Source organism: Sphingobium sp. BYY-5, from assembly GCF_022758885.1.
In the GTDB taxonomy this organism is placed as follows: Bacteria; Pseudomonadota; Alphaproteobacteria; order Sphingomonadales; family Sphingomonadaceae; genus Sphingobium.
Map to the genome: position 1 here is coordinate 1,595,623 of NZ_JALEBH010000001.1, position 19,621 is coordinate 1,615,243.

The 19,621-nt window shown below is 63.5% G+C and carries 25 protein-coding genes; 14 read left to right on the forward strand and 11 right to left on the reverse strand.

All coding sequences use genetic code 11. The annotated features are described in order from the left end of the window. Positions 1-15: 15 nt before the first annotated feature. Positions 16-882, reverse strand: a complete 867-nt coding sequence (locus tag MOK15_RS07590; RefSeq protein WP_242931040.1) for an aldo/keto reductase family oxidoreductase — start codon at positions 880-882, stop codon at positions 16-18. A gap of 71 nt (positions 883-953) precedes the next feature. On the opposite strand from MOK15_RS07590, the gene MOK15_RS07595 reads away from it, so the two are divergent. Then, positions 954-1,571 carry a TetR/AcrR family transcriptional regulator gene (locus MOK15_RS07595; RefSeq protein WP_242931041.1) on the forward strand — a complete coding sequence of 206 codons (618 nt, stop codon included), beginning with the start codon at positions 954-956 and terminating at the stop codon, positions 1,569-1,571. A 57-nt stretch (positions 1,572-1,628) separates the two neighbouring features. Here the strand turns inward: MOK15_RS07595 and MOK15_RS07600 are convergent, their stop codons facing one another. Next, entirely contained in the window at positions 1,629-2,363 is a 735-nt protein-coding gene (locus MOK15_RS07600; RefSeq protein ID WP_242932679.1) for a Bax inhibitor-1/YccA family protein, read from the reverse strand. A gap of 123 nt (positions 2,364-2,486) precedes the next feature. Here MOK15_RS07600 and thpR point away from each other — a divergent pair, with 123 nt between their 5' ends. Then, positions 2,487-3,032, forward strand: coding sequence for an RNA 2',3'-cyclic phosphodiesterase (thpR, locus tag MOK15_RS07605; protein WP_242932680.1), 546 nt, complete (start codon positions 2,487-2,489; stop codon positions 3,030-3,032). Positions 3,033-3,231: 199 nt separating this feature from the next. Here thpR and MOK15_RS07610 read toward each other — a convergent pair whose 3' ends face one another. Continuing rightward, positions 3,232-3,765, reverse strand: a complete 534-nt coding sequence (locus tag MOK15_RS07610; protein ID WP_242931042.1) for a superoxide dismutase family protein — start codon at positions 3,763-3,765, stop codon at positions 3,232-3,234. A 96-nt stretch (positions 3,766-3,861) separates the two neighbouring features. Continuing rightward, complete coding sequence (locus MOK15_RS07615) at positions 3,862-4,269, reverse strand: VOC family protein (RefSeq protein ID WP_242931043.1); 408 nt, start codon at positions 4,267-4,269, stop codon at positions 3,862-3,864. A 107-nt stretch (positions 4,270-4,376) separates the two neighbouring features. Here MOK15_RS07615 and MOK15_RS07620 point away from each other — a divergent pair, with 107 nt between their 5' ends. From MOK15_RS07620 to trmFO, 4 genes are all read left to right on the forward strand, one after another. Continuing rightward, entirely contained in the window at positions 4,377-4,934 is a 558-nt protein-coding gene (locus MOK15_RS07620; protein ID WP_242931044.1) for a MarR family transcriptional regulator, read from the forward strand. A gap of 79 nt (positions 4,935-5,013) precedes the next feature. Continuing rightward, a complete protein-coding gene (locus tag MOK15_RS07625; protein ID WP_242931045.1) occupies positions 5,014-5,385 on the forward strand; it encodes a hypothetical protein in 372 nt (123 codons plus the stop codon). A gap of 55 nt (positions 5,386-5,440) precedes the next feature. Beyond that, positions 5,441-5,854: a hypothetical protein gene (locus MOK15_RS07630; RefSeq protein ID WP_242931046.1), complete on the forward strand. Its 414-nt coding sequence runs from the start codon at positions 5,441-5,443 to the stop codon at positions 5,852-5,854. A 116-nt stretch (positions 5,855-5,970) separates the two neighbouring features. Further along, positions 5,971-7,314, forward strand: a complete 1,344-nt coding sequence (gene trmFO, locus MOK15_RS07635) for a methylenetetrahydrofolate--tRNA-(uracil(54)-C(5))-methyltransferase (FADH(2)-oxidizing) TrmFO (protein ID WP_242931047.1) — start codon at positions 5,971-5,973, stop codon at positions 7,312-7,314. 97 nt (positions 7,315-7,411) lie between these two features. On the opposite strand, the gene MOK15_RS07640 is transcribed toward trmFO, so the two are convergent. Both MOK15_RS07640 and MOK15_RS07645 read right to left on the reverse strand, forming a co-directional pair. After that, a complete protein-coding gene (locus tag MOK15_RS07640) occupies positions 7,412-7,876 on the reverse strand; it encodes an EF-hand domain-containing protein (RefSeq protein WP_242931048.1) in 465 nt (154 codons plus the stop codon). Between the two features lie 44 nt (positions 7,877-7,920). After that, positions 7,921-8,580, reverse strand: coding sequence for a hypothetical protein (locus MOK15_RS07645; protein WP_242931049.1), 660 nt, complete (start codon positions 8,578-8,580; stop codon positions 7,921-7,923). 146 nt (positions 8,581-8,726) lie between these two features. Here MOK15_RS07645 and MOK15_RS07650 point away from each other — a divergent pair, with 146 nt between their 5' ends. The 3 genes from MOK15_RS07650 to MOK15_RS07660 are packed head-to-tail and all read left to right on the forward strand — an operon-like array spanning position 8,727 to position 11,586. Further along, the gene (locus tag MOK15_RS07650; RefSeq protein ID WP_278254225.1) at positions 8,727-10,370 is read left to right on the forward strand and encodes a Tad domain-containing protein; all 1,644 of its coding nucleotides are present in this window, start codon (positions 8,727-8,729) and stop codon (positions 10,368-10,370) included. Continuing rightward, positions 10,367-10,963, forward strand: coding sequence for a TadE family protein (locus tag MOK15_RS07655; RefSeq protein WP_242931051.1), 597 nt, complete (start codon positions 10,367-10,369; stop codon positions 10,961-10,963). The genes MOK15_RS07650 and MOK15_RS07655 overlap by 4 nt, the downstream gene beginning before the upstream one ends. Next, positions 10,960-11,586 (forward strand): TadE/TadG family type IV pilus assembly protein, encoded by a 627-nt coding sequence (locus tag MOK15_RS07660; protein ID WP_242931052.1) that lies wholly within the window; start codon positions 10,960-10,962, stop codon positions 11,584-11,586. The genes MOK15_RS07655 and MOK15_RS07660 overlap by 4 nt, the downstream gene beginning before the upstream one ends. Before the next feature lie 347 nt (positions 11,587-11,933). Here MOK15_RS07660 and MOK15_RS07665 read toward each other — a convergent pair whose 3' ends face one another. From MOK15_RS07665 to eno, 4 genes are all read right to left on the reverse strand, one after another. Then, positions 11,934-13,286, reverse strand: coding sequence for a pyruvate dehydrogenase complex E1 component subunit beta (locus MOK15_RS07665; protein WP_242931053.1), 1,353 nt, complete (start codon positions 13,284-13,286; stop codon positions 11,934-11,936). Continuing rightward, positions 13,286-14,359 carry a pyruvate dehydrogenase (acetyl-transferring) E1 component subunit alpha gene (pdhA, locus tag MOK15_RS07670; protein ID WP_242931054.1) on the reverse strand — a complete coding sequence of 358 codons (1,074 nt, stop codon included), beginning with the start codon at positions 14,357-14,359 and terminating at the stop codon, positions 13,286-13,288. Before pdhA ends, MOK15_RS07665 begins: the two co-directional genes overlap by 1 nt. 213 nt (positions 14,360-14,572) lie before the next feature. Then, entirely contained in the window at positions 14,573-14,884 is a 312-nt protein-coding gene (locus MOK15_RS07675; protein WP_242931055.1) for a septum formation initiator family protein, read from the reverse strand. A gap of 91 nt (positions 14,885-14,975) precedes the next feature. Then, positions 14,976-16,250, reverse strand: a complete 1,275-nt coding sequence (gene eno / locus MOK15_RS07680; RefSeq protein WP_242931056.1) for a phosphopyruvate hydratase — start codon at positions 16,248-16,250, stop codon at positions 14,976-14,978. A gap of 225 nt (positions 16,251-16,475) precedes the next feature. Between eno and MOK15_RS07685 the strand changes: the two genes are divergently transcribed. The 5 genes from MOK15_RS07685 to MOK15_RS07705 all read left to right on the forward strand — a co-directional run bounded on the left by MOK15_RS07685 (position 16,476) and on the right by MOK15_RS07705 (position 18,856). Next, entirely contained in the window at positions 16,476-17,117 is a 642-nt protein-coding gene (locus MOK15_RS07685) for a hypothetical protein (protein ID WP_242931057.1), read from the forward strand. A gap of 101 nt (positions 17,118-17,218) precedes the next feature. Next, positions 17,219-17,608 (forward strand): hypothetical protein, encoded by a 390-nt coding sequence (locus MOK15_RS07690; protein WP_242931058.1) that lies wholly within the window; start codon positions 17,219-17,221, stop codon positions 17,606-17,608. Then, positions 17,605-17,922, forward strand: coding sequence for a hypothetical protein (locus MOK15_RS07695; RefSeq protein WP_242931059.1), 318 nt, complete (start codon positions 17,605-17,607; stop codon positions 17,920-17,922). The genes MOK15_RS07690 and MOK15_RS07695 overlap by 4 nt, the downstream gene beginning before the upstream one ends. Beyond that, positions 17,922-18,530 (forward strand): hypothetical protein, encoded by a 609-nt coding sequence (locus MOK15_RS07700; RefSeq protein ID WP_242931060.1) that lies wholly within the window; start codon positions 17,922-17,924, stop codon positions 18,528-18,530. The genes MOK15_RS07695 and MOK15_RS07700 overlap by 1 nt, the downstream gene beginning before the upstream one ends. 104 nt (positions 18,531-18,634) lie before the next feature. Further along, a complete protein-coding gene (locus MOK15_RS07705) occupies positions 18,635-18,856 on the forward strand; it encodes a DUF4170 domain-containing protein (RefSeq protein WP_242931061.1) in 222 nt (73 codons plus the stop codon). Positions 18,857-18,959: 103 nt separating this feature from the next. Here the strand turns inward: MOK15_RS07705 and MOK15_RS07710 are convergent, their stop codons facing one another. Beyond that, positions 18,960-19,619 (reverse strand): rhomboid family intramembrane serine protease, encoded by a 660-nt coding sequence (locus MOK15_RS07710; RefSeq protein ID WP_242931062.1) that lies wholly within the window; start codon positions 19,617-19,619, stop codon positions 18,960-18,962. Between the last annotated feature and the right edge of the window lie 2 nt (positions 19,620-19,621).

Sequence of the window (19,621 nt, forward strand, 5' to 3'; positions counted from 1 at the left end):
AGCCCTCCCCCTTTTTTACGCCCCGATGCGATCGAGCGCCGCGATCGCCTCATCGGGCAATGCCAGCTCCGCCGCCGCCAAATTCTCGCGCAGGTGCGCCACGGACGTTGTGCCGGGGATCAGCAGGATGTTGGGCGATCGGCGCAACAGCCAGGCCAGCGCCACCTGCATCGGTGTCGCCCCCAAATCCTCCGCAACGTCCGACAGCGCCGAAGACTGCAAAGACGAAAAACCGCCCAATGGGAAGAAGGGCACATAGGCGATGCCCTGCCCCGCCAATATATCGATCAGGGCGTCATCCTGCCGGTTCGCAATATTGTACATATTCTGCACGCATATAATCTCCGCAATCGCCCGCCCTTCCTCGACCTGCGCGGCCGTGACGTTGCTCAAGCCGATATGTCGCACCAGCCCCTGCCGTTGCAGGTCCGCCAGCACGTCCAACGGCTCCGCGATTGAACCCTCGGCCGGCCCATGGGCGTCGAACATGACACGCAGGTTGACCACGTCCAGCACCTCGCGCCCCAGGTTGCGCAGATTGTCATGCACCGCCTGCGTCAGTTCTTCCGGCGAGAACGCCGGCAGCCAGGACGCATCCTCACCGCGCCGCGCGCCAATCTTGGTCACGATAGTCAGGTCCTCGGGATAGGGGTGCAGCGCCTCGCGGATGATCCGGTTGGTGACATGCGGTCCATAGAAATCACTGGTGTCGATATGGTTCACGCCCAGCGTAACCGCTTCCCGCAGTACGGCCAGCGCCGCCTCATGGTCCCTGGGCGGTCCAAACACGCCCGGCCCGGCAAGCTGCATCGCGCCATAGCCGATCCGGTTCACCGTCCGCCCACCCAGAGTAAAACTGCCGCTCTTCTCGATCATGCGCATGGCGATCCTTTCTTGCCTTTGCTGTCCGGCACAAGATATGAAGGATGCCTCACATTTTTAATTCGCATTTCATGGCCGATACCGAAACGCCCCTAAAGCCCCGCAAATCACCGGTTCAGGCGCGATCGCAGGTCAGCATCGCGGCATTGCACGTCGCCACCATTCAGATATTGACGCGCGACGGCCTTGCCCGCTGCACCACGACCCGCATCGCCGCGCGCGCGGGCCTGTCGGTGGGCAGCCTTTACCAATATTATCCCAATCGCGACGCCCTGCTCATGGCGGTGCTGGGGCGCCATCTGGCCGATATGGCCGATACCGTTGAGCAGGCGTGCCGGGCGCACCATGGCCGTCCGGTCGCCGACATGGCGGCCGCGCTGGCAACCAGCTTCCTCGCCGTCAAGCTGCGCGATCCGGAGAAATCAAAGGCGCTCTACGCCGTCGCCGGGGAGCGTGGCGGCCCGGAACTGGTCGCCGCGGCGCTGGCCCGCATCTCGACCGCCATCACGTCCATGCTGGCCAGCGCGCCGGACGCCCGTTTCGACGATCCCGCCATGACCGGCGCCATCGCCTTTGGCGCCATGGTCGGCCCCGTCCGCGCCTTGCTTGAGGGCCATGTTCCACCCGATTATGAAGCCCGGCTGGAGGGGGAGCTGATCCGCCTGCTGACGGCCTACCTCACGGCATGAAAAAAGGCCCGGCGGACATCTCCGCCGGGCCTTTCGCATTTCCACCTGTCAGCGCGATCAGCGGCGATCGCCCATGAAGCGCAGCAGGAACAGGAACATGTTGATGAAGTCGAGATAGAGGTTCAACGCCCCCATCACCACCGACTTGCCCATCATGTCAGTGCCCGCAACATGCGCATAGATGTTCTTGATCTTCTGCGTGTCATAGGCGGTCAGGCCCGCGAACAGCAGCACGCCAAGGCAACTGATGACCAGGTCCATCGCGCTCGATTTCAGGAACAGGTTGATGAGCATCGCGACGAACAGGCCGACGACGCCCATGATGAGGAAAGTGCCGAAGCCCGACAGATCCTTCTTGGTGGTGTAGCCCCACAGGCTCAGGCCCGCGAAAGCCGCCGCCGTCGCGAAGAAGGTCTGCGCGATCGACGTGCCGGTATAGACCAGGAAGATCGACGACAGCGACAGGCCCATCACTGCCGCATAGACCCAGAACAGCCCCTGCGCCGCCGGGGTCGACAGCCGGTTGATGCCAAAGCTCAACACCATCACGAACACCAGAGGCGCGAACATGATGATATATTTGAGAATGCCGGGACCGGCGAGAATCTGCAGCGCCAGACCGCTCGACGCAAACAGCATCGCGACGAGACCGGTCAGCAGCACGCCGCTCGCCATATAATTGTAAACCGACAGCATGTAGCGGCGCAGCCCGGCGTCGAACGCCTCGCCGCGCGCGGCGGTGGCACCGCCAAAGCCCGCTATGTCGGAACGGGGGTCGGACCAGTTGGCCATGAAAATCATCTCCTTCACCAGCATTCCTCGCTGGTGCTGCTATTATCGGCTGATCGCCGTTCGACTTCAAGTCAAACCGGAAAGACCGTGGCAGATCATCCAGACGGGCCTTATATGAAGGCCATGCATCGCCTGTTCGTGGCCGCCCGCCCGCCCGCTCCCATCCGTTCGCAGCTCATGGCGTTGATGACCGGCGTCCCCGGCGCGCGCTGGCAGGATGACGCGCAATTGCACCTGACCCTGCGCTTCATCGGCGAGGTCGACCGGCATCAGGCCAACGACATCGCCGATGCGCTGGCCGCGATCCGCTTCGCCCCCTTCGCCATCAGCCTGTCGGGCGTGGGCAGCTTCGATCGCAAGGGGGCGGTGGACACGCTCTGGGCCGGGGTCCAGCCGCGCGATTCCCTCGCGCTGCTGCACAGGAAGATCGATCGCGCCTGCGTCTCGGCCGGCCTGCCGCCGGAGGGGCGCGCCTATCTGCCGCACATCACGATGGCGCGCTTTGGCCGGTCGGGCGGCATGGTGGACGGCTTCCTCGCCACCCATGCCGGCCTTGCCAGCCCCCCCTTCCCGGTCGAGGGTTTCAGCCTGTTCGAAAGCCGGATGGGGCATGACGGCGCCCGCTACGAAGCGGTCGCCGACTATGGCGGGGCGGGCGCCACCCCTTAGGGCGGATCGACGTTCACGGTTTAGGCACTTCCCAAGCCGTCATGCCGGACTTGATCCGGCATCCAGGGCATAAAGGGCGGCACCTGCGACTCTGGATGCCGGGGCAAGCCCGGCATGACGTTGAAAATGAAGCTGAGCCTTCTGCTTAAACCTGAATGTCGATCCACCTTAAGCCCCCACCCGGTTCCAGGCGCAGCGATCAGCCCGCCTTCAGCACGCCACAGGCGACGCGGCCGCCGGCATTGCCCGTCGGGTCGGTCTTATTGTCATCGGCCTGGGCATGGATCACCACCGCCGCGCCGTCGGCGTCGAGCAGCGGGGTCGCGCCGTCCTTGATGCTGCCATGCGGGACGACATATTCCAGATCGCCCGCGCCGTCCGGCCCGGCGAGCATGTTCGGCATGTCGCCCATATGCATACCGGCGGGATTGTCCTTGCCATGCTGGCGCCCGGTCGGGTTCCAATGGCCGCCCGCGCTGGTGAAGTCGGGACCGGTGCAGGTGCCGGTCGTATGGAGATGCACCGCATGGATGCCCGGCGTCAGTCCCTGCGCCTTGACCAGGACATGCAGCCCGTCGGGCGCTTCGGTCACGGTCGCCTGCCCGCGCGAACTGCCGTCACCGGCGACCAGCTTGGCATGGGCCGTGGGCGCGGCCTTGTCCGAAGCGGCGGTGGCGCAGGATGATGCAAGAAAGCCAAGCGGCAGGACGAGCAGAATGGGCGTGATCTTCATGAATGCTCTCCGGAAAGGGCGCGAAAACATCTGCGCGCCAAGAACTTCTGCGCGAACGCGGCAGACGGGCTTTTGTTGCCGATCCGAATCCATTTGTCACGTCACGGCTGACGGTTCTTCGGTCCTGTGGCAGACCGCCTCGATATTCAACCCGTCGGGATCGAGGATGAAGGCGGCATAATAGGTCGGTCCATAATGGGGCCGCAGGCCCGGCGCGCCCTGATCCGTGCCGCCCGCCGCCAGACCGGCTGCGTGGAAGGCCTGGACCATGGCCCGGTTCTCGACGCGAAAGGCGATATGTGTCCCCTGGCCCACCTGTTCCTTGTCGCCGATCCAGAAACAGGCGTCGCCGTCCCGGCCATAGCCATGCGCCGTCCCGCCGCTGCCATTTTCCGCCGCCGGGATAGTGGCCAATCGCGAGAAGCCGATCGCGCCCAGCAACAAGTCGTAAAACTCACCCGATCGTTCCGCATCGCTGACGGCGAAACCGACATGATCGATCATGACATTTTCTCCTGATCCAGGCCGTCTCAACCATCGACCGGGGCAAGCGTTCCCGCTTGCGCGACTCAGTATGTTCCGTTATTTCTGTTTTTACAGAAAGGAACGTCATGTCACTTCTCGACCATCCCGATGCCAAGGCGTTCCTGCTCCACTGGGGTGAAATGGGTACGCAATGGGGCGTCAACCGGTCGGTCAGCCAGGTTCATGCCCTGCTCTACCTGTCCGACCGGCCCCTGCCCGCCGATGAGATTGTCGACCAGCTTGGCCTTGCCCGTTCCAACGTCTCGACCGCGCTCAAGGAATTGCAGGGCTATGCCATTGTCCGCCGCGTCCATGTCGATGGCGACCGGCGCGACCATTTCGTGGCCGAACTGGACCTGTGGGAAATGCTCACCCGCATCGCGGCCGAGCGCAAGCGGCGGGAGATCGACCCGACCATCGCCCTGCTGGGCGAGCTTGCCCAACGACTGGCGCAGGACAAGAGCGCGCCCGCCCATGTCCGCGACCGGATCGTGCGGATGCATGAATTCATGTCGACGCTGGGCACCTGGTACGAACAGGTGCGCGTCCTGCCCAAGCCCACGCTTGTCACGCTGATGAAGCTGGGCGGCAAGATCGCCCGCTTCCTGCCCGGCGCGAAGGACAAGACCCCGCCCCTGGACTGAAAGGATCAATCCGCCCTATTTTTTTGTGATCTTGAATTTCTGTTTTTACCGAAATTATCGAAACGAAAGGAAATGCACCATGGTCGAATCCGCCTATGCCCTCTATCTGGTCATTACCCTCGCCATCACCATCTGGGTCGCGCGCACCCTGTCCAGAAATGGCGAAGTCTTTCTCATCCAATGTTTCGGCCACAATGCCGAACTGGCGCGCTCGACCAACCATTTGCTGGTCGTCGGCTTCTACCTCGTGAATATCGGCTTCATCACGCTGACGCTCAGCCTGGGCAAGGAACCGGTGACGGTCGCCGACACGATCCGCTTCCTCAGCAGCAAGGTCGGCCTGGCCGTCATCGTGCTGGGCGGGATGCACTTCTTCAACATGGGCGCCATTGCGCATTTCGGGCGCAAGGTGAACGGCTGGCTGACCGATGGTCATGCGCGAGCCGCGTGACCTTTCCTACCATGAGGGTGGTAGCCCCACCCTCCCCCTTTTTCGGGAGGACAGCATGTATTCGTCCCGCTCGACATCCTTCCGTGGCGCAAGCCGGGCAATCCTCTCCGCTGGCCCGGTCTTCGTCGCCGCCACCATGGCCGCATGGCTCTATTTGCAACTGCCCGCTCCTGTCCCGGTCGAAGCCGGAATGCTGATCGCCGTGCCGTTGATTATGTTGTTCGCCCTGATCTTCGGCCCGTTCGTGGCGTGTGTCCCCATCCTGCTCGGAACGGTCATGATGGATTGGCTGTCCTCCCGGTGCTGGCCCTGCGCACCCAGAATAACCTGGCTTGCCGTAGGCGTCGCGATCGGCACTGGCCTCGCCATCCTATTGGGCGCAACAAAGGACTCGCCCGAAATCGCCTTCGCCCTCACGGTCACCTGCGGCCTCAGCGCATGGCTGAGTCATAGCCGCAGCGCAGGCTAATCACCCTGTCCTGCCCGCCCCCTTGGCTATACTCCTTGCTACGAACGACGATATATCCCACTGGCGACCGGAAATCCCCGATCCTCACGGGACAATGCGAAGTTAAGGCGAAGACCATGTCCGATCATCAGGTTCATATCATCGGCGGCGGCCTGGCCGGCACCGAAGCGGCGTGGCAGTTGGCGCAGGCGGGCATCCGCGTCCGCCTGTCCGAAATGCGGGGAACGGGCGACATGACCCCCGCGCACCAGACCGACGGCCTGGCCGAACTGGTCTGTTCCAACAGCTTCCGTTCCGACGATGCCGACAAGAATGCCGTCGGCCTGCTGCATCAGGAAATGCGGCGGCTGGACTCGCTCATCATGGCGCAGGCTGAACCGGCCAAGGTGCCCGCCGGGTCCGCGCTGGCGGTCGACCGCCATGTCTTTTCGGGCGGCGTCACCCGCGCGCTGGCAGACCATCCCAATGTCGAGATCGTGCGTGAGCGGATCGACACGCTGCCGGGCGCGGGCATGACCATCGTCGCCACCGGCCCGCTGACCGCGCCTGCCCTCGCCACCAGCATCGGCGAAGCGGCGGGCATGGAGCATCTCGCCTTCTTCGACGCGATCGCGCCGGTCATCCATTTCGACAGCATCGACATGGACAAATGCTGGATGGCCAATCGCTGGGACAAGATCGGTCCCGCCGGCGGCGAGGGCAAGGATTATATCAACTGCCCGATGAACCGGGAGCAATATGAGGCCTTCGTCCAGGGGCTGCTCGACGGCGAAAAAACCGAATATAAGGAATGGGAGGCGAACACCCCCTATTTCGAGGGCTGTATGCCGATCGAGGTCATGGCGTCACGCGGGCCGGAAACCCTGCGCCACGGGCCGATGAAGCCGATGGGCCTCGACGATCCGCGCACCGGCCGCTGGCCCTATGCGGTCGTGCAGTTGCGGCAGGACAATGCCAGCGGCACGCTCTGGAACATGGTCGGCTTCCAGACCAAGCTGAAACATGGCGCGCAGGTCGAATTGTTCCGCACCATAGCGGGACTGGAAAAGGCCGAGTTCGCGCGGCTGGGCGGCCTGCACCGCAACACCTTCATCCAGTCGCCCAAGCTGCTCGATCCCACGCTGCGCCTGAAAAGCGCGCCGCATATCCGCTTCGCCGGGCAGATGACGGGGTGCGAGGGGTATGTGGAGAGCGCCGCCATCGGCCTGCTCGCCGGGCGCTTCGCGGCGGCCGAACTGCTGGGACATGTCCTGACGCCCCCGCCCGCCGACACCGCGCTCGGTGCGCTGCTGGGGCATGTGACCGGCAATGTCGAGACGGCGGACTATCAGCCGATGAACGTCAATTTCGGCCTGTTCCCGACGCTGGACGATGTGAAGAAGAAACAGCGCAAGGAAGCCTATACCTCCCGCGCGCGCGCATCGCTGGGCGCATGGATGGGGGAAATGGAGATCGCCTGAAATCCGTGCGCCGTGCTCCTGCGAAAGCAGGAGCCCAGAGCGGCAAGGTCATCCGTTCGACCCTGGGTTCCTGCTTTTGCAGGAACACATGACCATTCTAGCATTTGCACTTCGGCTTCACCGTCCGCTTGGGCGCGGTGGTGGCGAATTCCGCCGGGGTCAGCTTGCCGTCCTTGTCGGCGTCCGCCGCGCTGAAACGGTCCGACGTCGCCGCCGCCCATTCCTCGAAAGACAGAAGATTATCGCCATTCTTGTCCAGCGCCTTGAAGGCCTTGGTGCGGCTGCCCATCATCTCGACGCGGGTGATGACCCCATCCCGGTTCCGGTCGTAGCGGGCGAAGCGCTTCTCCTCACGGCTCTGCGGACTGGCCTCGCCGGGCATGGGCGGCGCTTCCCCTACCGCATCAGGATCGCCCTCCGGCAGGCTCTCCACTTCGGGCGGAGGCGGCGGCGCGACGGCCAGTTGCGGCACCGGCGCGGTGTCCGCCCGCCCCTGCCACCAGAACAGGCCGCCCGCAACCAGCAGCAGCGCCGCCATGCCCCCCGCCAGCATTCGCCCCATGATCGCCCCCCTCAGCTTCGGAACGCCAAACCTATCCCGACACGCTAGCGCCCGACAAGCGCGATCCGCAGCAGCCGCAGCGCCAGCCCGCGCGGCATCCCCGCAGGCGCGCCCCGCCCCGCCAGCACATCCGCCCGCGCCAGCGTGAAGGCGATCCGCAGCGGCTTCCATGCCCTCGGCCAGCGCGCGCCCTCGACCTGCGGCAACAGCTCGCGCGCCTGCCCCAGCGCGGCCTGCGCCAGCGCCACATCATCGACATGCCCCGCCAGATCCCACAGCGCCCAGACCTGCCCCGCCGCCGTCAGCCATGCGGGCGCATCCTCCGCATCGGCGAGCGCCCGGAACAGCCCGCCTCCACGCCCCACGGCATAATCGCGCAGGCCCTGCGCATCAATGTCCGGTTCGACCACCAGCACTTCCCAGCCGTCGATGATCGCGACCAGCCCCGGCGCGGCCATCGCCCCGGTCGCGCGCATCGCGTCGACCACCGGCTCGCCGCGTCCCTTGCGGTTGTCCGCGTCGTCGATCACATCATTCCACCAGGCCAGCCGCATCTGGCCGATCGTCCGATCGCTGGTGGTGCGGGCGACCTTCGCAAGCCGCCCGTCAAAGCCCCAGATCGCCCGATGCCGCTCCGCCTGCGCACCGGCATGGGCCGCCAGCAGGATCGCGAGCGGCGGCAAGCCATCCTCCGCCCCACTCATCGCACACCATGGGATATGCCAGGGGCTACGCGGATTATCGGTCCTTTAACCATCTTCCTCATACACATTCTAACCGGTCCGCACGCATAGGGCATGATTGCAACCGGCCCTGTCGAAAGGGCGTCGCGGGGATCGATGGGATAGCTATGGGTTGGGCATCTGACAATCATAAGGGTCTTCTGGCACGGCTGCTGCGAAATGAGGCCGGCAATACCATCGCCATCATCGCAGCGGCCCTGATCCCGCTCGCTGGCATGGTCGGCGGCGCCGTGGACATCAGCCGCGGCTACCTCGCCCAGACGCGCCTGCAACAGGCCTGCGACGCCGGCGTCCTCGCGGGCCGCAAGGCGATGGGGTCGAGCGGCGTGCTGAGCGATTCGGTGACGGGCGAGGTGACAAAATTTGTACGGTTCAACTTCCCCAGCACCTATCTGGGCACGCCGCCCAACATCACCGTCGCGCCCACGCTCGGCGCCAACGACACAATCCAGTTGACGCTGGCCTCCAGCGTGCCGACCGCAGTGATGGGGTTGTTCGGCAAGGCCAATATGGCAATCACCGCAAGCTGCACCGCGCGCAACGACTATAGCAATATCGACATCGTGCTGGTGTTGGACGTGACCGGATCGATGGGCTGCAAGCCGGAGTGGTCCGAACAAACATGCCAAAATAACGCAAAATACGTCACCACAAATATTCCAGGCATGGGCAAGTCCATGCGTTATGTCGAAGAGGTGGTAGAGAACTCCATCAACGTCTCGCGCATACAGGCGTTGCGCACGGCGCTCGCCAGCCTGCAAACGCAGATGGCCACGATCGAAACCCAGTTCAACATGACTGAAGAGGGCAAACGCAAGCGTGTCCGCTGGGCAATCGTACCTTTCGCGCAGATGGTCAATGCCGGCTTCAGCACCGGCAGCGCCGGCACAACGCTCTGGTCACGCCAGCCGAGTTGGTTCAATACCACGGGTACTTACTATAACGACCGCACGCCTGGCACCAGCGTTGGCCATAGCAATACGTGGATGACCAGCACATGGGACGGTTGCGTCGAAGAACGCCGGACGAGCAACACCATCACAAAGACATCGGGGCATTCCATTCCCGACAATCTTCCGAGCACGGCCGACGACCTGAAATTTGATACCAGCCCGACGTCAACCCAAACGCGATGGACGGTGGCTGATCCTGCCAGTTCAGGCAGTGCAGGCAGTACAGGTTATGCCTGCCCCAAGCCGATGCGTGAGTTGGCGCCGATGACAGCGACAGATTTCAACAATTATTTTGCGTTCGACAACGGTTTCATCGCCAATGGCGGCACCTATCTGGACACCGGCCTTCTTTGGGCTGCCCGCCTTCTGTCTAGGACTGGTCTGTGGCGAGACGATAATCCGACCCTTTATCATACCTTCCCCATCTCGCGTTACGTCATCTTCATGACGGACGGCCAAATGCAGACCGGCACCAGCACATATTCCACCAGCTACTCGTCCCATGGGCCGGAACGCTATGCCCTGCGTGTCACCACGAACGGCACGACCAGTCAGAATAACAGCAATCGCACGGCGCGGATGCTGATGACCTGCACGGCGATCAAGAATATGGACGTGAAGATCTATTCCATATCCTTTAGTTCCGGATCTACGCTCAGTTCTGACCTCATAAACTGTTCCTCCTCGACCAATACGATCAATCCGGAATTTGCATACAAGGCAGACAATAGCGCGCAATTAAACAAGGTCTTCCGCGACATCGGGGAGAATATCGGGTCGTTGAGGCTGTCGCAGTGACGATCCTCCCCTCCCGCCTCCGGCTGTTGCTTGGGGATCGGCGCGGCGCATCCGTTCCGGAATTCGCGCTGATCCTCCTGCCGCTCTGCTTCATCCTCTTCGGCGGGCTGGAAATGGGCTATCAGATCTATGTCCGTTCGGTCATGCTGGGCGCGCTGGAGCGCGCTTCCCGCCTTACCACCGTCCAGACCGTCGATAGCACAACGATCGAAAGCGACATCGAAACCACCATCAAGCGCGTCGTGCCCAGCGCTTCGGTCGAAACGACCAAGAGCAGTTTCTACCAGTACAGCAATATCAACGCGATGGAGCGGCTGACCAAGGACGCGAATGGCAATGGCGTGCTCGACAGCGGCGATTGCTGGGAGGATGTCAACAATAACGGGATACGGGACGTGGCGACGACCGGCCTCAACGGCATAGGCGGCGCCGACGACATCGTGCGTTACAATACGGTCGTCACCTATAACCGCATCCTGCCGCTCTTTCGCTTCATCGGCATCGGCAACATAGCGACGCTGACCGCTTCAACGATGATGCGGCGCCAGCCCTACGAAGTGCAGACCATCCCCACACCAAAGTGCAAGGCATGAACAGGATATATAAGAGGCTGCGGCGCAATGCCGATGGCGTGGCCGCGGTCGAATTCGCCCTGGCCCTCCCCGTGCTTGTAGGGCTGACCATGTATGGCATGGAAGCCGCCAACATGGCCTTCACCTCGCAGAAGCTGGGCGACATCGCCACGCTGACGGCGGACAGCGTCTCGCGCATCCGCCTGTCGATCAACAATGGCGACGTGACGGACGCGCTGGGCGGCATCAAGATATTGGGCGACACTATCGACCTGCGCAATCGGGGACGGATAATCGTATCCAGCGTCCAGCCGGTGCTCGACAATTCCGGCAATTTGACGAACCAGAAAGTGCGATGGCAGCGATGTGCCGGCGCGCTGGTCAAGGATTCGCCCTATGCGGTGAACACCAACCTGGGGGCGGAGGGCATCGGCGCCACCAATCGCAAGATTGCCGTGTCCAAGGACAGCGAGATGATCTTCGTCGAGGTTTATTATACCTACAGGCCGCTCGTTTCCTCGGCCTTTTTCGGCACGCCGCAAATGTCCGCGGTCGCCGCGATGAGCGTGCGCGAACGATCCAGCAACGATATCAACACGACCGGCACCAATTCGCCCTGCGGAACGGGAAGCTACGCCGCCTGACGGGCAGGAAGAGGGCGAGCATGGCGTTTGCAAACTCAGGCCCATGAAGCATTCGAGAAGGATCAAGGACGACCCTGAAAATCCTCCCCTGTAAGGGGAGGGGGACCACGAAGTGGTGGAGGGGTGTCACCCTATCGAGAGCGGGACACCCCTCCGTCAGGCGCTTCGCGCCTGCCACCTCCCCTGCCAGGGGAGGATTTTCTTATGGCTCGCCCCCCTATCCATATTTGGGGTGTATGTTTGCAAACGCCATAATCACCAAAAAAAAGGGGCGGTTCCATCGCATGGAACCGCCCTTTTTTCCTGTCGCCAATGAAGCGCCATGTTCGGCGCGTCACGCATCCGCCTTACTTGTAGCAGACCTTCTTCGCCGCCTCGACCACGCGGGCCGCGTCGATCAGCGCCGCCTTTTCAAGGTTGGCGGCATAGGGCAGCGGCACGTCCTCGTTGGTGACGCGCAGCACTGGGGCGTCAAGATCGTCGAAGCCCTTTTCCATGACCACGGCGGCGATTTCGGACGCGATCGAGCAGGTCGGCCAGCCTTCTTCCACCACGACCAGGCGGTTGGTCTTCTTCAGGCTCTCCAGCACCGTCGCCGTGTCGAGCGGGCGCAGCGTGCGCAGGTCGATCACCTCGGCATCGATGCCCTCGCCCGCCAGCCTCTCGGCGGCTTCGAGCGCCAGACCGACGCCGATCGAATAGCTGACCAGGGTCACGTCCTTGCCCGAACGCACGATCCGCGCCTTGCCGATCGGCAGGACATAATCGTCCACCTTGGGCACGTCGAAGCTGCGGCCATAGACCAGCTCGTTCTCAAGGAAGACGACCGGATCGTTGGAGCGGATCGCGGCCTTGAGCAGGCCCTTGGCGTCGGCTGCGTCATAGGGCGCGATGACGATCAGGCCGGGGACGGCCGCATACCAGGGACCATAATTCTGGCTGTGCTGCGCGCCGACGCGGCTGGCCGCGCCGTTGGGGCCACGGAACACGATCGGGCAGCGCATCTGGCCGCCGGACATATAGTTGGTCTTGGCCGCCGAGTTGATGATGTGGTCGATCGCCTGCATGGCGAAGTTGAACGTCATGAACTCGACGATCGGGCGCAGGCCGCCCATGGCCGCGCCCGCACCGATGCCGGCAAAGCCATATTCGGTGATCGGCGTGTCGATGACACGCTTGTCGCCAAACTCGTCGAGCAGGCCCTGAGTCACCTTATAGGCGCCCTGATATTCGGCCACTTCCTCGCCCATGACGAAGACGCGCTCATCCTTGCGCATTTCTTCGGCCATCGCGTCGCGCAGCGCTTCGCGGACGGTCGTCTTCACATATTCGGTGCCTGCCGGAATGGCGGGGTCCTGGACCGACGCCTTCACTTCGGACACCGGCTTAGCCGCGACAGGCGCAGGAGCCGCTTCCACCTTGGGCGCTGCAACTGCTGGCGCGTGAGCAGCTTCGCCGCCCTCGCCCGCCATCTCGGCGATGACGGTGCCGACCTTCACGCCCTCGGTGCCTTCGGCGATGACGATCTTGCCGATCTTGCCTTCATCGACGGCTTCGAATTCCATCGTCGCCTTGTCGGTCTCGATCTCGGCAAGAATGTCGCCGGACTTCACTTCGTCACCTTCCTTCACCAGCCACTTGGCCAGCGTGCCCTCTTCCATCGTCGGCGAGAGCGCCGGCATCTTGATTGCGATACCCATTAATATTGCTCCACCAGCACGTCGGTATAGAGTTCAGCCATCTCAGGTTCGGGCGAGGTTTCGGCGAAATCGGCCGCTTCGGCGACGATCTTGCGGATATCCTGGTCGATCACCTTGATGTCTTCCTCGCTGACGCCGGCCTCGATCAGATATTTCTTCACGCCTTCGATCGGGTCGCTATTGTCGCGCATCGCCTGCACTTCCTCACGCGACCGGTACTTGGCCGGATCGGACATGGAGTGACCGCGATAGCGATAGGTCTTCATTTCCAGCAGGATCGGGCCGTTGCCGTCCTGCACCCATTTCAGCGCCTCTTCGGTCGCGCCGCGTACGGCCAGCACATCCATGCCGTCGACCTGGATGCCGGGGATGCGGAAGCTTTCGCCACGGCGATAGAGCTGGTCTTCCGCCGACGAGCGGTTGACGCTGGTGCCCATGGCATACTGGTTGTTCTCGATCACGAAGATGATCGGAAGCTTCCAAAGCTCGGCCATGTTGAACGATTCGTAGACCTGGCCCTGGTTGGCCGCGCCGTCACCGAAATAGGCGACGCAGACGCCGCCATCATTGTTATACTTGTGCGCGAAGCCCAGGCCTGCGCCCAGCGACACCTGCGCACCGACGATGCCATGGCCGCCGAAGAATTTATGCTCGACGCTGAACATGTGCATCGAACCGCCCTTGCCGCGCGAAATGCCGGCTTCACGGCCGGTCAGTTCGGCCATGATGACCTTGGGATCGATGCCATAGGCAAGCATGTGACCATGATCGCGATAGCCGGTGATAACGCTGTCCTTGCCGGGCTGCAGCGCGGACTGGATGCCGACGGCAACCGCTTCCTGGCCGATATAGAGGTGACAGAAACCACCGATCAGGCCCAGGCCGTACAATTGGCCGGCTTTTTCCTCGAAACGGCGGATGAGGACCATCTGCCGATAAAATTCCAGCAATTCTTCCTTGCTGGCCTTATAGTCGGTGGGCGTTTCGGGGCGAGGCCGATTATGGTCCGCTCCGGCGGGCGCGTCGGCCTTTGCCTTTGCGCGCGAAGGACGCGGCGTCGTTGGTTTCGCCAAGGCTCTTATCCTTTTGCGTGGGTAGGATGGAAGGAAGGCCGATATAGCGGCAGAGTTGCATATATTGCAACTGCGCACGCCGCGGAATCCGGGCAGAAACGATAGATATAGCGCAAATTTAATGGGGCGCGACATGCCGTGCGGAGCGCGCGGCGAACCGGATGTTTCCAAGTTTTTGCCGGAACGCGATTTTTTGCGATCAAACGGATTCGCTCAGTTGAGCGGAACGATCACTTCATCATGGTGGATCACGCCCAGTTGGCGGCGGATCAATTCGTCCGACAGGTCGGGATCGACGCGGCGCGGGTCCAGCAAATCGACCCTGTTGCGCAGTTCCGCGCGGGCTTCCTGAGTCTTCTTGAGTTCGACCTGCGCCTGACGCAATTGGCGGGTATAATCCCCCCAGGCAAGGACGCCGTTCGACCCCAGCACGACATAGCCCGCGAAGAACAGCAGCAGCAAAAGCGCGATCGCCGGACCGAAGGCCGATGCCAATAGCAGTCGAAGTTTCGCGATATGCGCCATAGATCGATGGAATCACAGCAAAAGGCCGGCCGCAAGTGAAAAATCATCAACTTGCGACCGGCTGATCATATTGGCCATCAAGGACCGGGGATTAACGAAAGATCGAGCGCCCCGCATAGACGGCGATATCGCCCAGTTCTTCCTCGATGCGGATGAGCTGGTTATACTTGGCGAGCCGGTCAGAACGGGCCAGCGAACCGGTCTTGATCTGGCCGCAATTGGTGGCGACGGCGAGGTCGGCGATGGTCGCGTCCTCGGTCTCGCCCGAACGGTGCGACATGACGGCGGTGTAGCGCGACCGGTGCGCCAGATCGACGGCGGCGAGCGTCTCGGTCAGCGTGCCGATCTGGTTGACCTTGACCAGCAGTGAGTTGGCCAGCCCCTTCTCGATCCCCATCGCCAGACGCTTGGGATTGGTGACGAACAGGTCGTCGCCGACCAACTGGACCTTGCCGCCGATCTTGTCGGTCAGCGCCTTCCAGCCTTCGAAATCATCCTCGCCCATGCCGTCCTCGATCGACTTGATCGGATAGTCGGCACACAGCGCGGCCAGATAATCGGCCATCTCGACCGGCGAAAGCGACAGGCCCTCGCCCGAAATCTCGTACTTGCCGTTCTTGAAGAATTCGGTCGCAGCGCAATCCAGCGCCAGCACCACGTCGTCACCCGGCGTGTAACCGGCCTTCTCGACCGACTGCATGATGAAATCGAGCGCGTCGCGGGTAGAGGCGAGATTGGGCGCAAAACCGCCTTCGTCGCCGACGGCGGTGGCCAGACCCTTGTCGTGCAGGCCCTTCTTGAGCGTATGGAAGATTTCCGAACCGATGCGCACCGCGTCGGCCAGGCTTTCCGCGCCGACCGGCATGACCATGAATTCCTGGAAATCGATCGGGTTGTCGGCATGTTCGCCGCCGTTGATGATGTTCATCATCGGCACCGGCAGGACATGCGCCGACACGCCGCCGACATAGCGATAGAGCGGCAGGCCGCGCGCATCGGCGGCAGCCTTTGCGGTGGCCAGGCTGACGCCCAGGATCGCGTTGGCACCCAGGCGCGACTTGTTTTCCGTGCCGTCGAGCGCGATCATCGCGGCGTCGACTTCGGCCTGATCCTCGGCGTCGATGCCGATGATCTGCTCGGCAATTTCGGTGTTCACGGCATCGATCGCCGCCAGCACGCCCTTGCCCAGATATTTGCTCTTGTCGCCGTCGCGCTTCTCCACCGCCTCATAGGCGCCGGTCGATGCGCCCGACGGCACGGCGGCGCGCCCGAAGCTGCCATCTTCCAGCATGACATCGACTTCGACGGTGGGGTTGCCACGGCTGTCGAGTATCTGGCGGGCGTGGATATCGAGAATAGCGGTCATGATCGCTCCTGCTATGCGGCCTCACGGTGGCCGGACGCCTGTTTCGCGCCCCGCTTAGCCAGCACCTCCCGCCTTGGCAATGCGGGGGGTTGCCACGACGCAAAAAATGCCGATGCTCAAAATGTAACGGCAACGGAACTGTAGGCCGCCGCGAAGCATTAGGAGCATGACCCCGCCGCGTCCCGCGCGGCCGCCATGCTGGACATGAAAGGGAGATTGAGGACGATGGCCGACACACCGGAAACCCCGCCCGTCAAGCGCGTGAAGAAGACCCCTGCGGCCAAGCCCGCCGCCAAATCCGTAGCCAAATCCGTCGGGGCCAAGCCGGCCAAGGCCAGCGCCGCCGCCGTGAAGGCCGCGCCAGTCAAGAAGGCCGCGACCCGCAAGGCGCCCGCGCCCAAAAAGTCGAGCAATGGCACCGCCGCCGCCCAGGGCTGGACCGCGCAGATCGCCCCGATCAAGGAACAGGCCGAAAAGGCCGCGAAAGCCGCAGCCGACAAGATCCATTCGGTCGACTGGAAGGCGCATATCGACCCGATCAAGGAGCAGGCGGGCAAGACCGCCAAGTCCGCCGCCGGCGTCGCCAAGGACAAGACCGGCACCGCCATGCAAAGCCTGGCAAAGCTGATTTCCGACACCGCCGGCACGGTCGACGCCAAGCTGGGACCGCAATATGGCGACTATGCGCGCCAGGCCGCCGAGCAGGTCGCGGGCGCCGCGAACAAGCTGGAAAGCAAGGATGTCGACCAGTTGATGGGCGAAGCGCGCGATTTCGTGCGCAAAAGCCCCGCCGTCGCCATCGGCGCCGCCGCCGTGGTCGGCTATGTCCTGATGCGCCTTGCCAAGGGGTCCGACGACAAGGCATGAGAGCGGGCTTGAAATCAGGCCCGATTCATCGGACCTGATCGTCGGACACCTGTCCGGTCCCATCCCCACGCACAGGCCCGCTAGGCGGGGCGGAGGGTCGTTTGATTGAGCAGCCAGCGGAAACGGCGGTGACGCCGCACGCCGACGGGCAGGAAGAGGCCGCGCACGACGAATCGGTGCGCGACGCCTTCACGCGTCTTTATGAGGATGCGCGCGCCTATGCGGCCGCCGAAGCGGACAGGCAAAAGCTGCGCGCCGGCATCGTCGCGACGGCGGTGCGCAACGCTGCGATCTTCGGCCTGGTCGCGCTGATCCTGGTGTTCGCCAGCCTGCTCGCCTTACTGGTCGGCCTCATCCTGGCGCTGCAACCCAGCCTCGGCACGCTCGGCGCAACGCTGGCGGTGGTGGGCGGCGGGCTGCTGATCGCCGTCCTGCTGCTGCTGCTGGCCAGAGGTTGCATCGCCCGCATGAAGAAGACGATACTGCCATGAACCAAGAAACGGCCTATCGCGAAGCCTGCGCGCGCGCCGAGGAGCAGCGCGCCCGGCTGATCGACAGCACGCAGGCGGCGGTGGCAAGGGTCGCACCCGACCGGCTGAAGCAGGACGCAATCGGCAAGGCGAAGGCCAGCGCGCTCCAAGGCGTCGCTTTTGTCACCGCCAAGATGCAGAAGCGTCCCGTCGCAATCGGCGCAGCGGCCACCGCCTTCGGCCTCTTCCTCATGCGTCGGCCGCTGGCGGCACTTTTCAGTCGGCTGTACGTTCGCTTCAGGAACAGACAAACCGACCTTACGGAGATTGATTGATGGCTGATATTCGCGCTCAAATCACCCGCGTCCGTGATGCGGCGAACGATGTCGCCGTCACCGCGGCCGACCGGATCAAGGATGGCACCGAAAAAGCGCGCGAAGGCGCGGGTGAACTCATCCAGACGGGTAAGGACAAGGCGACCGACGCCTATGCCGACGCCCGCGACAAGACGCAGCGCGCCGCCGCCCGCGCCAACCAGATCGTGCAGGAGCATCCCGTGATCGCGGTGGCGGGCGCGGTCGCCGCCGGCGCGCTGATCGCCTGGATGTTCCCCAAGAGCCGCCGCGCGATGAAGGCGCTGCCCGGCCTTGCCGCCACGGCGGGCGCCAAAGTGGTGGAGGCCGCCGTCGCCGCGCGCAGCGTCGCAGCCGATGCCGCCAGCACCGCGCGCAATGCCGCGACCGAAGGCGCCGAAACGGTGAAGCAGGGCGCCAGCGACGCGCTTCAAGCTGCCGGCGATGCCGCATCGAACGCCAGGGACAGCGTCGCCTCGTCGGAACTGCCGGCCAAGGCGTCGAAGTTCGCCGATGACCTCGCCACGCTCGTCGCCGGCAGGGTCGATGCGATCGGCAGGGCGATCAAGGCGCGATTGCCGAAAAGCTAATCGCGATTGCGGCATACGCAATCGACGCCTGCCCCTCCTCTCCTTGGCTGATCGTGGACGCGATGCTAAGGCTCCGCGATCAGCCAAGGGAGAAGCATAAGACCATGAGCAAGTTGCATCTGGTGATGGGTGGTCGCGTCACCAACCCGCAAACGCTGGAATTTCAGGACCTGAGCCAGGTCGATCTGGTCGGCGTGTTCCCCGACTATGCCTCAGCCGAAAAAGCCTGGCGCGGCGCGGCGCAGCGCACCGTCGACGACGCCGAAATGCGCTATGTGATCGTCCACCTGCACCGCCTGCTGGAGCCGGAACTGCCGGGCGCCTGAGCAAGCAAACCTTCTGCCCGTTCGGGCTGAGCCTGTCGAAGCCCTGCTCTTCTCTTAAGAAAGAAAGGCCCTTCGACAAGCTCAGGGCGAACGGGAGTTGTGGTCAGTTCACCGCCCGCGGCTTCTTCCGGAACCGCCAGCGCAGCAGTGGGCGCGTCAGTATCAGCCCCGCCAGGAAACCGCCGATATGCGCGGCGATCGCGATCTGGCCCAGGTCGCCAAAGCCACCCGACGTCGCCACCCCGATCATAAGCTGGATCGCGATCCAGCCCGCCGCCAGCCACAACACGCGCACCATATTGGCCGACAGCGGCCCGACCTTGCGCACCTGCTGCTGGCTGTAGAGCAGCGCATAGGTGGCGATGATCGCGGAGATCGCCCCGCTCGCCCCCACCATCGGATTGGTTGACGCGGGGTCGATCGCCCATTGCGCCAGACAGGCCGCATAGGCGCCGACGCCATAGAGCAGCAACGTCCCGCCCCAGCCCAGCACATGTTCCACCTGCCGCCCGCAAAAGAGCAGCATCAGCATGTTGAAAGCGATATGCAGCCAGCCGGCATGGATCAGCGTGCAACTGAGTGGCGTCAGCCAATCGGGCACCGCCGCCATGCCCTGTAGCAGCGCCGGGTCGCCCAGGCGCGCGGGAATGAAGCCGCCGATGATGGCGGCGTCATCGACCCGCCCGGTCAGAGTGAGGATCAGGAAGGCGGCGATACTGATCGCCGCTATCCCGTTGGTGGCGCGACCGGCGGGCAGTCTCACGG

Coding starts and splice junctions, on each gene's coding strand:
- MOK15_RS07590 (WP_242931040.1), bottom strand. CDS start 882: ATGCGCATGATCGAGAAGAGCGGCAGTTTTACTCTGGGTGGGCGGACG.
- MOK15_RS07595 (WP_242931041.1), top strand. CDS start 954: ATGGCCGATACCGAAACGCCCCTAAAGCCCCGCAAATCACCGGTTCAG.
- MOK15_RS07600 (WP_242932679.1), bottom strand. CDS start 2,363: ATGGCCAACTGGTCCGACCCCCGTTCCGACATAGCGGGCTTTGGCGGT.
- thpR (WP_242932680.1), top strand. CDS start 2,487: ATGCATCGCCTGTTCGTGGCCGCCCGCCCGCCCGCTCCCATCCGTTCG.
- MOK15_RS07610 (WP_242931042.1), bottom strand. CDS start 3,765: ATGAAGATCACGCCCATTCTGCTCGTCCTGCCGCTTGGCTTTCTTGCA.
- MOK15_RS07615 (WP_242931043.1), bottom strand. CDS start 4,269: ATGATCGATCATGTCGGTTTCGCCGTCAGCGATGCGGAACGATCGGGT.
- MOK15_RS07620 (WP_242931044.1), top strand. CDS start 4,377: ATGTCACTTCTCGACCATCCCGATGCCAAGGCGTTCCTGCTCCACTGG.
- MOK15_RS07625 (WP_242931045.1), top strand. CDS start 5,014: ATGGTCGAATCCGCCTATGCCCTCTATCTGGTCATTACCCTCGCCATC.
- MOK15_RS07630 (WP_242931046.1), top strand. CDS start 5,441: ATGTATTCGTCCCGCTCGACATCCTTCCGTGGCGCAAGCCGGGCAATC.
- trmFO (WP_242931047.1), top strand. CDS start 5,971: ATGTCCGATCATCAGGTTCATATCATCGGCGGCGGCCTGGCCGGCACC.
- MOK15_RS07640 (WP_242931048.1), bottom strand. CDS start 7,876: ATGGGGCGAATGCTGGCGGGGGGCATGGCGGCGCTGCTGCTGGTTGCG.
- MOK15_RS07645 (WP_242931049.1), bottom strand. CDS start 8,580: ATGAGTGGGGCGGAGGATGGCTTGCCGCCGCTCGCGATCCTGCTGGCG.
- MOK15_RS07650 (WP_278254225.1), top strand. CDS start 8,727: ATGGGTTGGGCATCTGACAATCATAAGGGTCTTCTGGCACGGCTGCTG.
- MOK15_RS07660 (WP_242931052.1), top strand. CDS start 10,960: ATGAACAGGATATATAAGAGGCTGCGGCGCAATGCCGATGGCGTGGCC.
- MOK15_RS07665 (WP_242931053.1), bottom strand. CDS start 13,286: ATGGGTATCGCAATCAAGATGCCGGCGCTCTCGCCGACGATGGAAGAG.
- MOK15_RS07675 (WP_242931055.1), bottom strand. CDS start 14,884: ATGGCGCATATCGCGAAACTTCGACTGCTATTGGCATCGGCCTTCGGT.
- eno (WP_242931056.1), bottom strand. CDS start 16,250: ATGACCGCTATTCTCGATATCCACGCCCGCCAGATACTCGACAGCCGT.
- MOK15_RS07685 (WP_242931057.1), top strand. CDS start 16,476: ATGGCCGACACACCGGAAACCCCGCCCGTCAAGCGCGTGAAGAAGACC.
- MOK15_RS07695 (WP_242931059.1), top strand. CDS start 17,605: ATGAACCAAGAAACGGCCTATCGCGAAGCCTGCGCGCGCGCCGAGGAG.
- MOK15_RS07700 (WP_242931060.1), top strand. CDS start 17,922: ATGGCTGATATTCGCGCTCAAATCACCCGCGTCCGTGATGCGGCGAAC.
- MOK15_RS07705 (WP_242931061.1), top strand. CDS start 18,635: ATGAGCAAGTTGCATCTGGTGATGGGTGGTCGCGTCACCAACCCGCAA.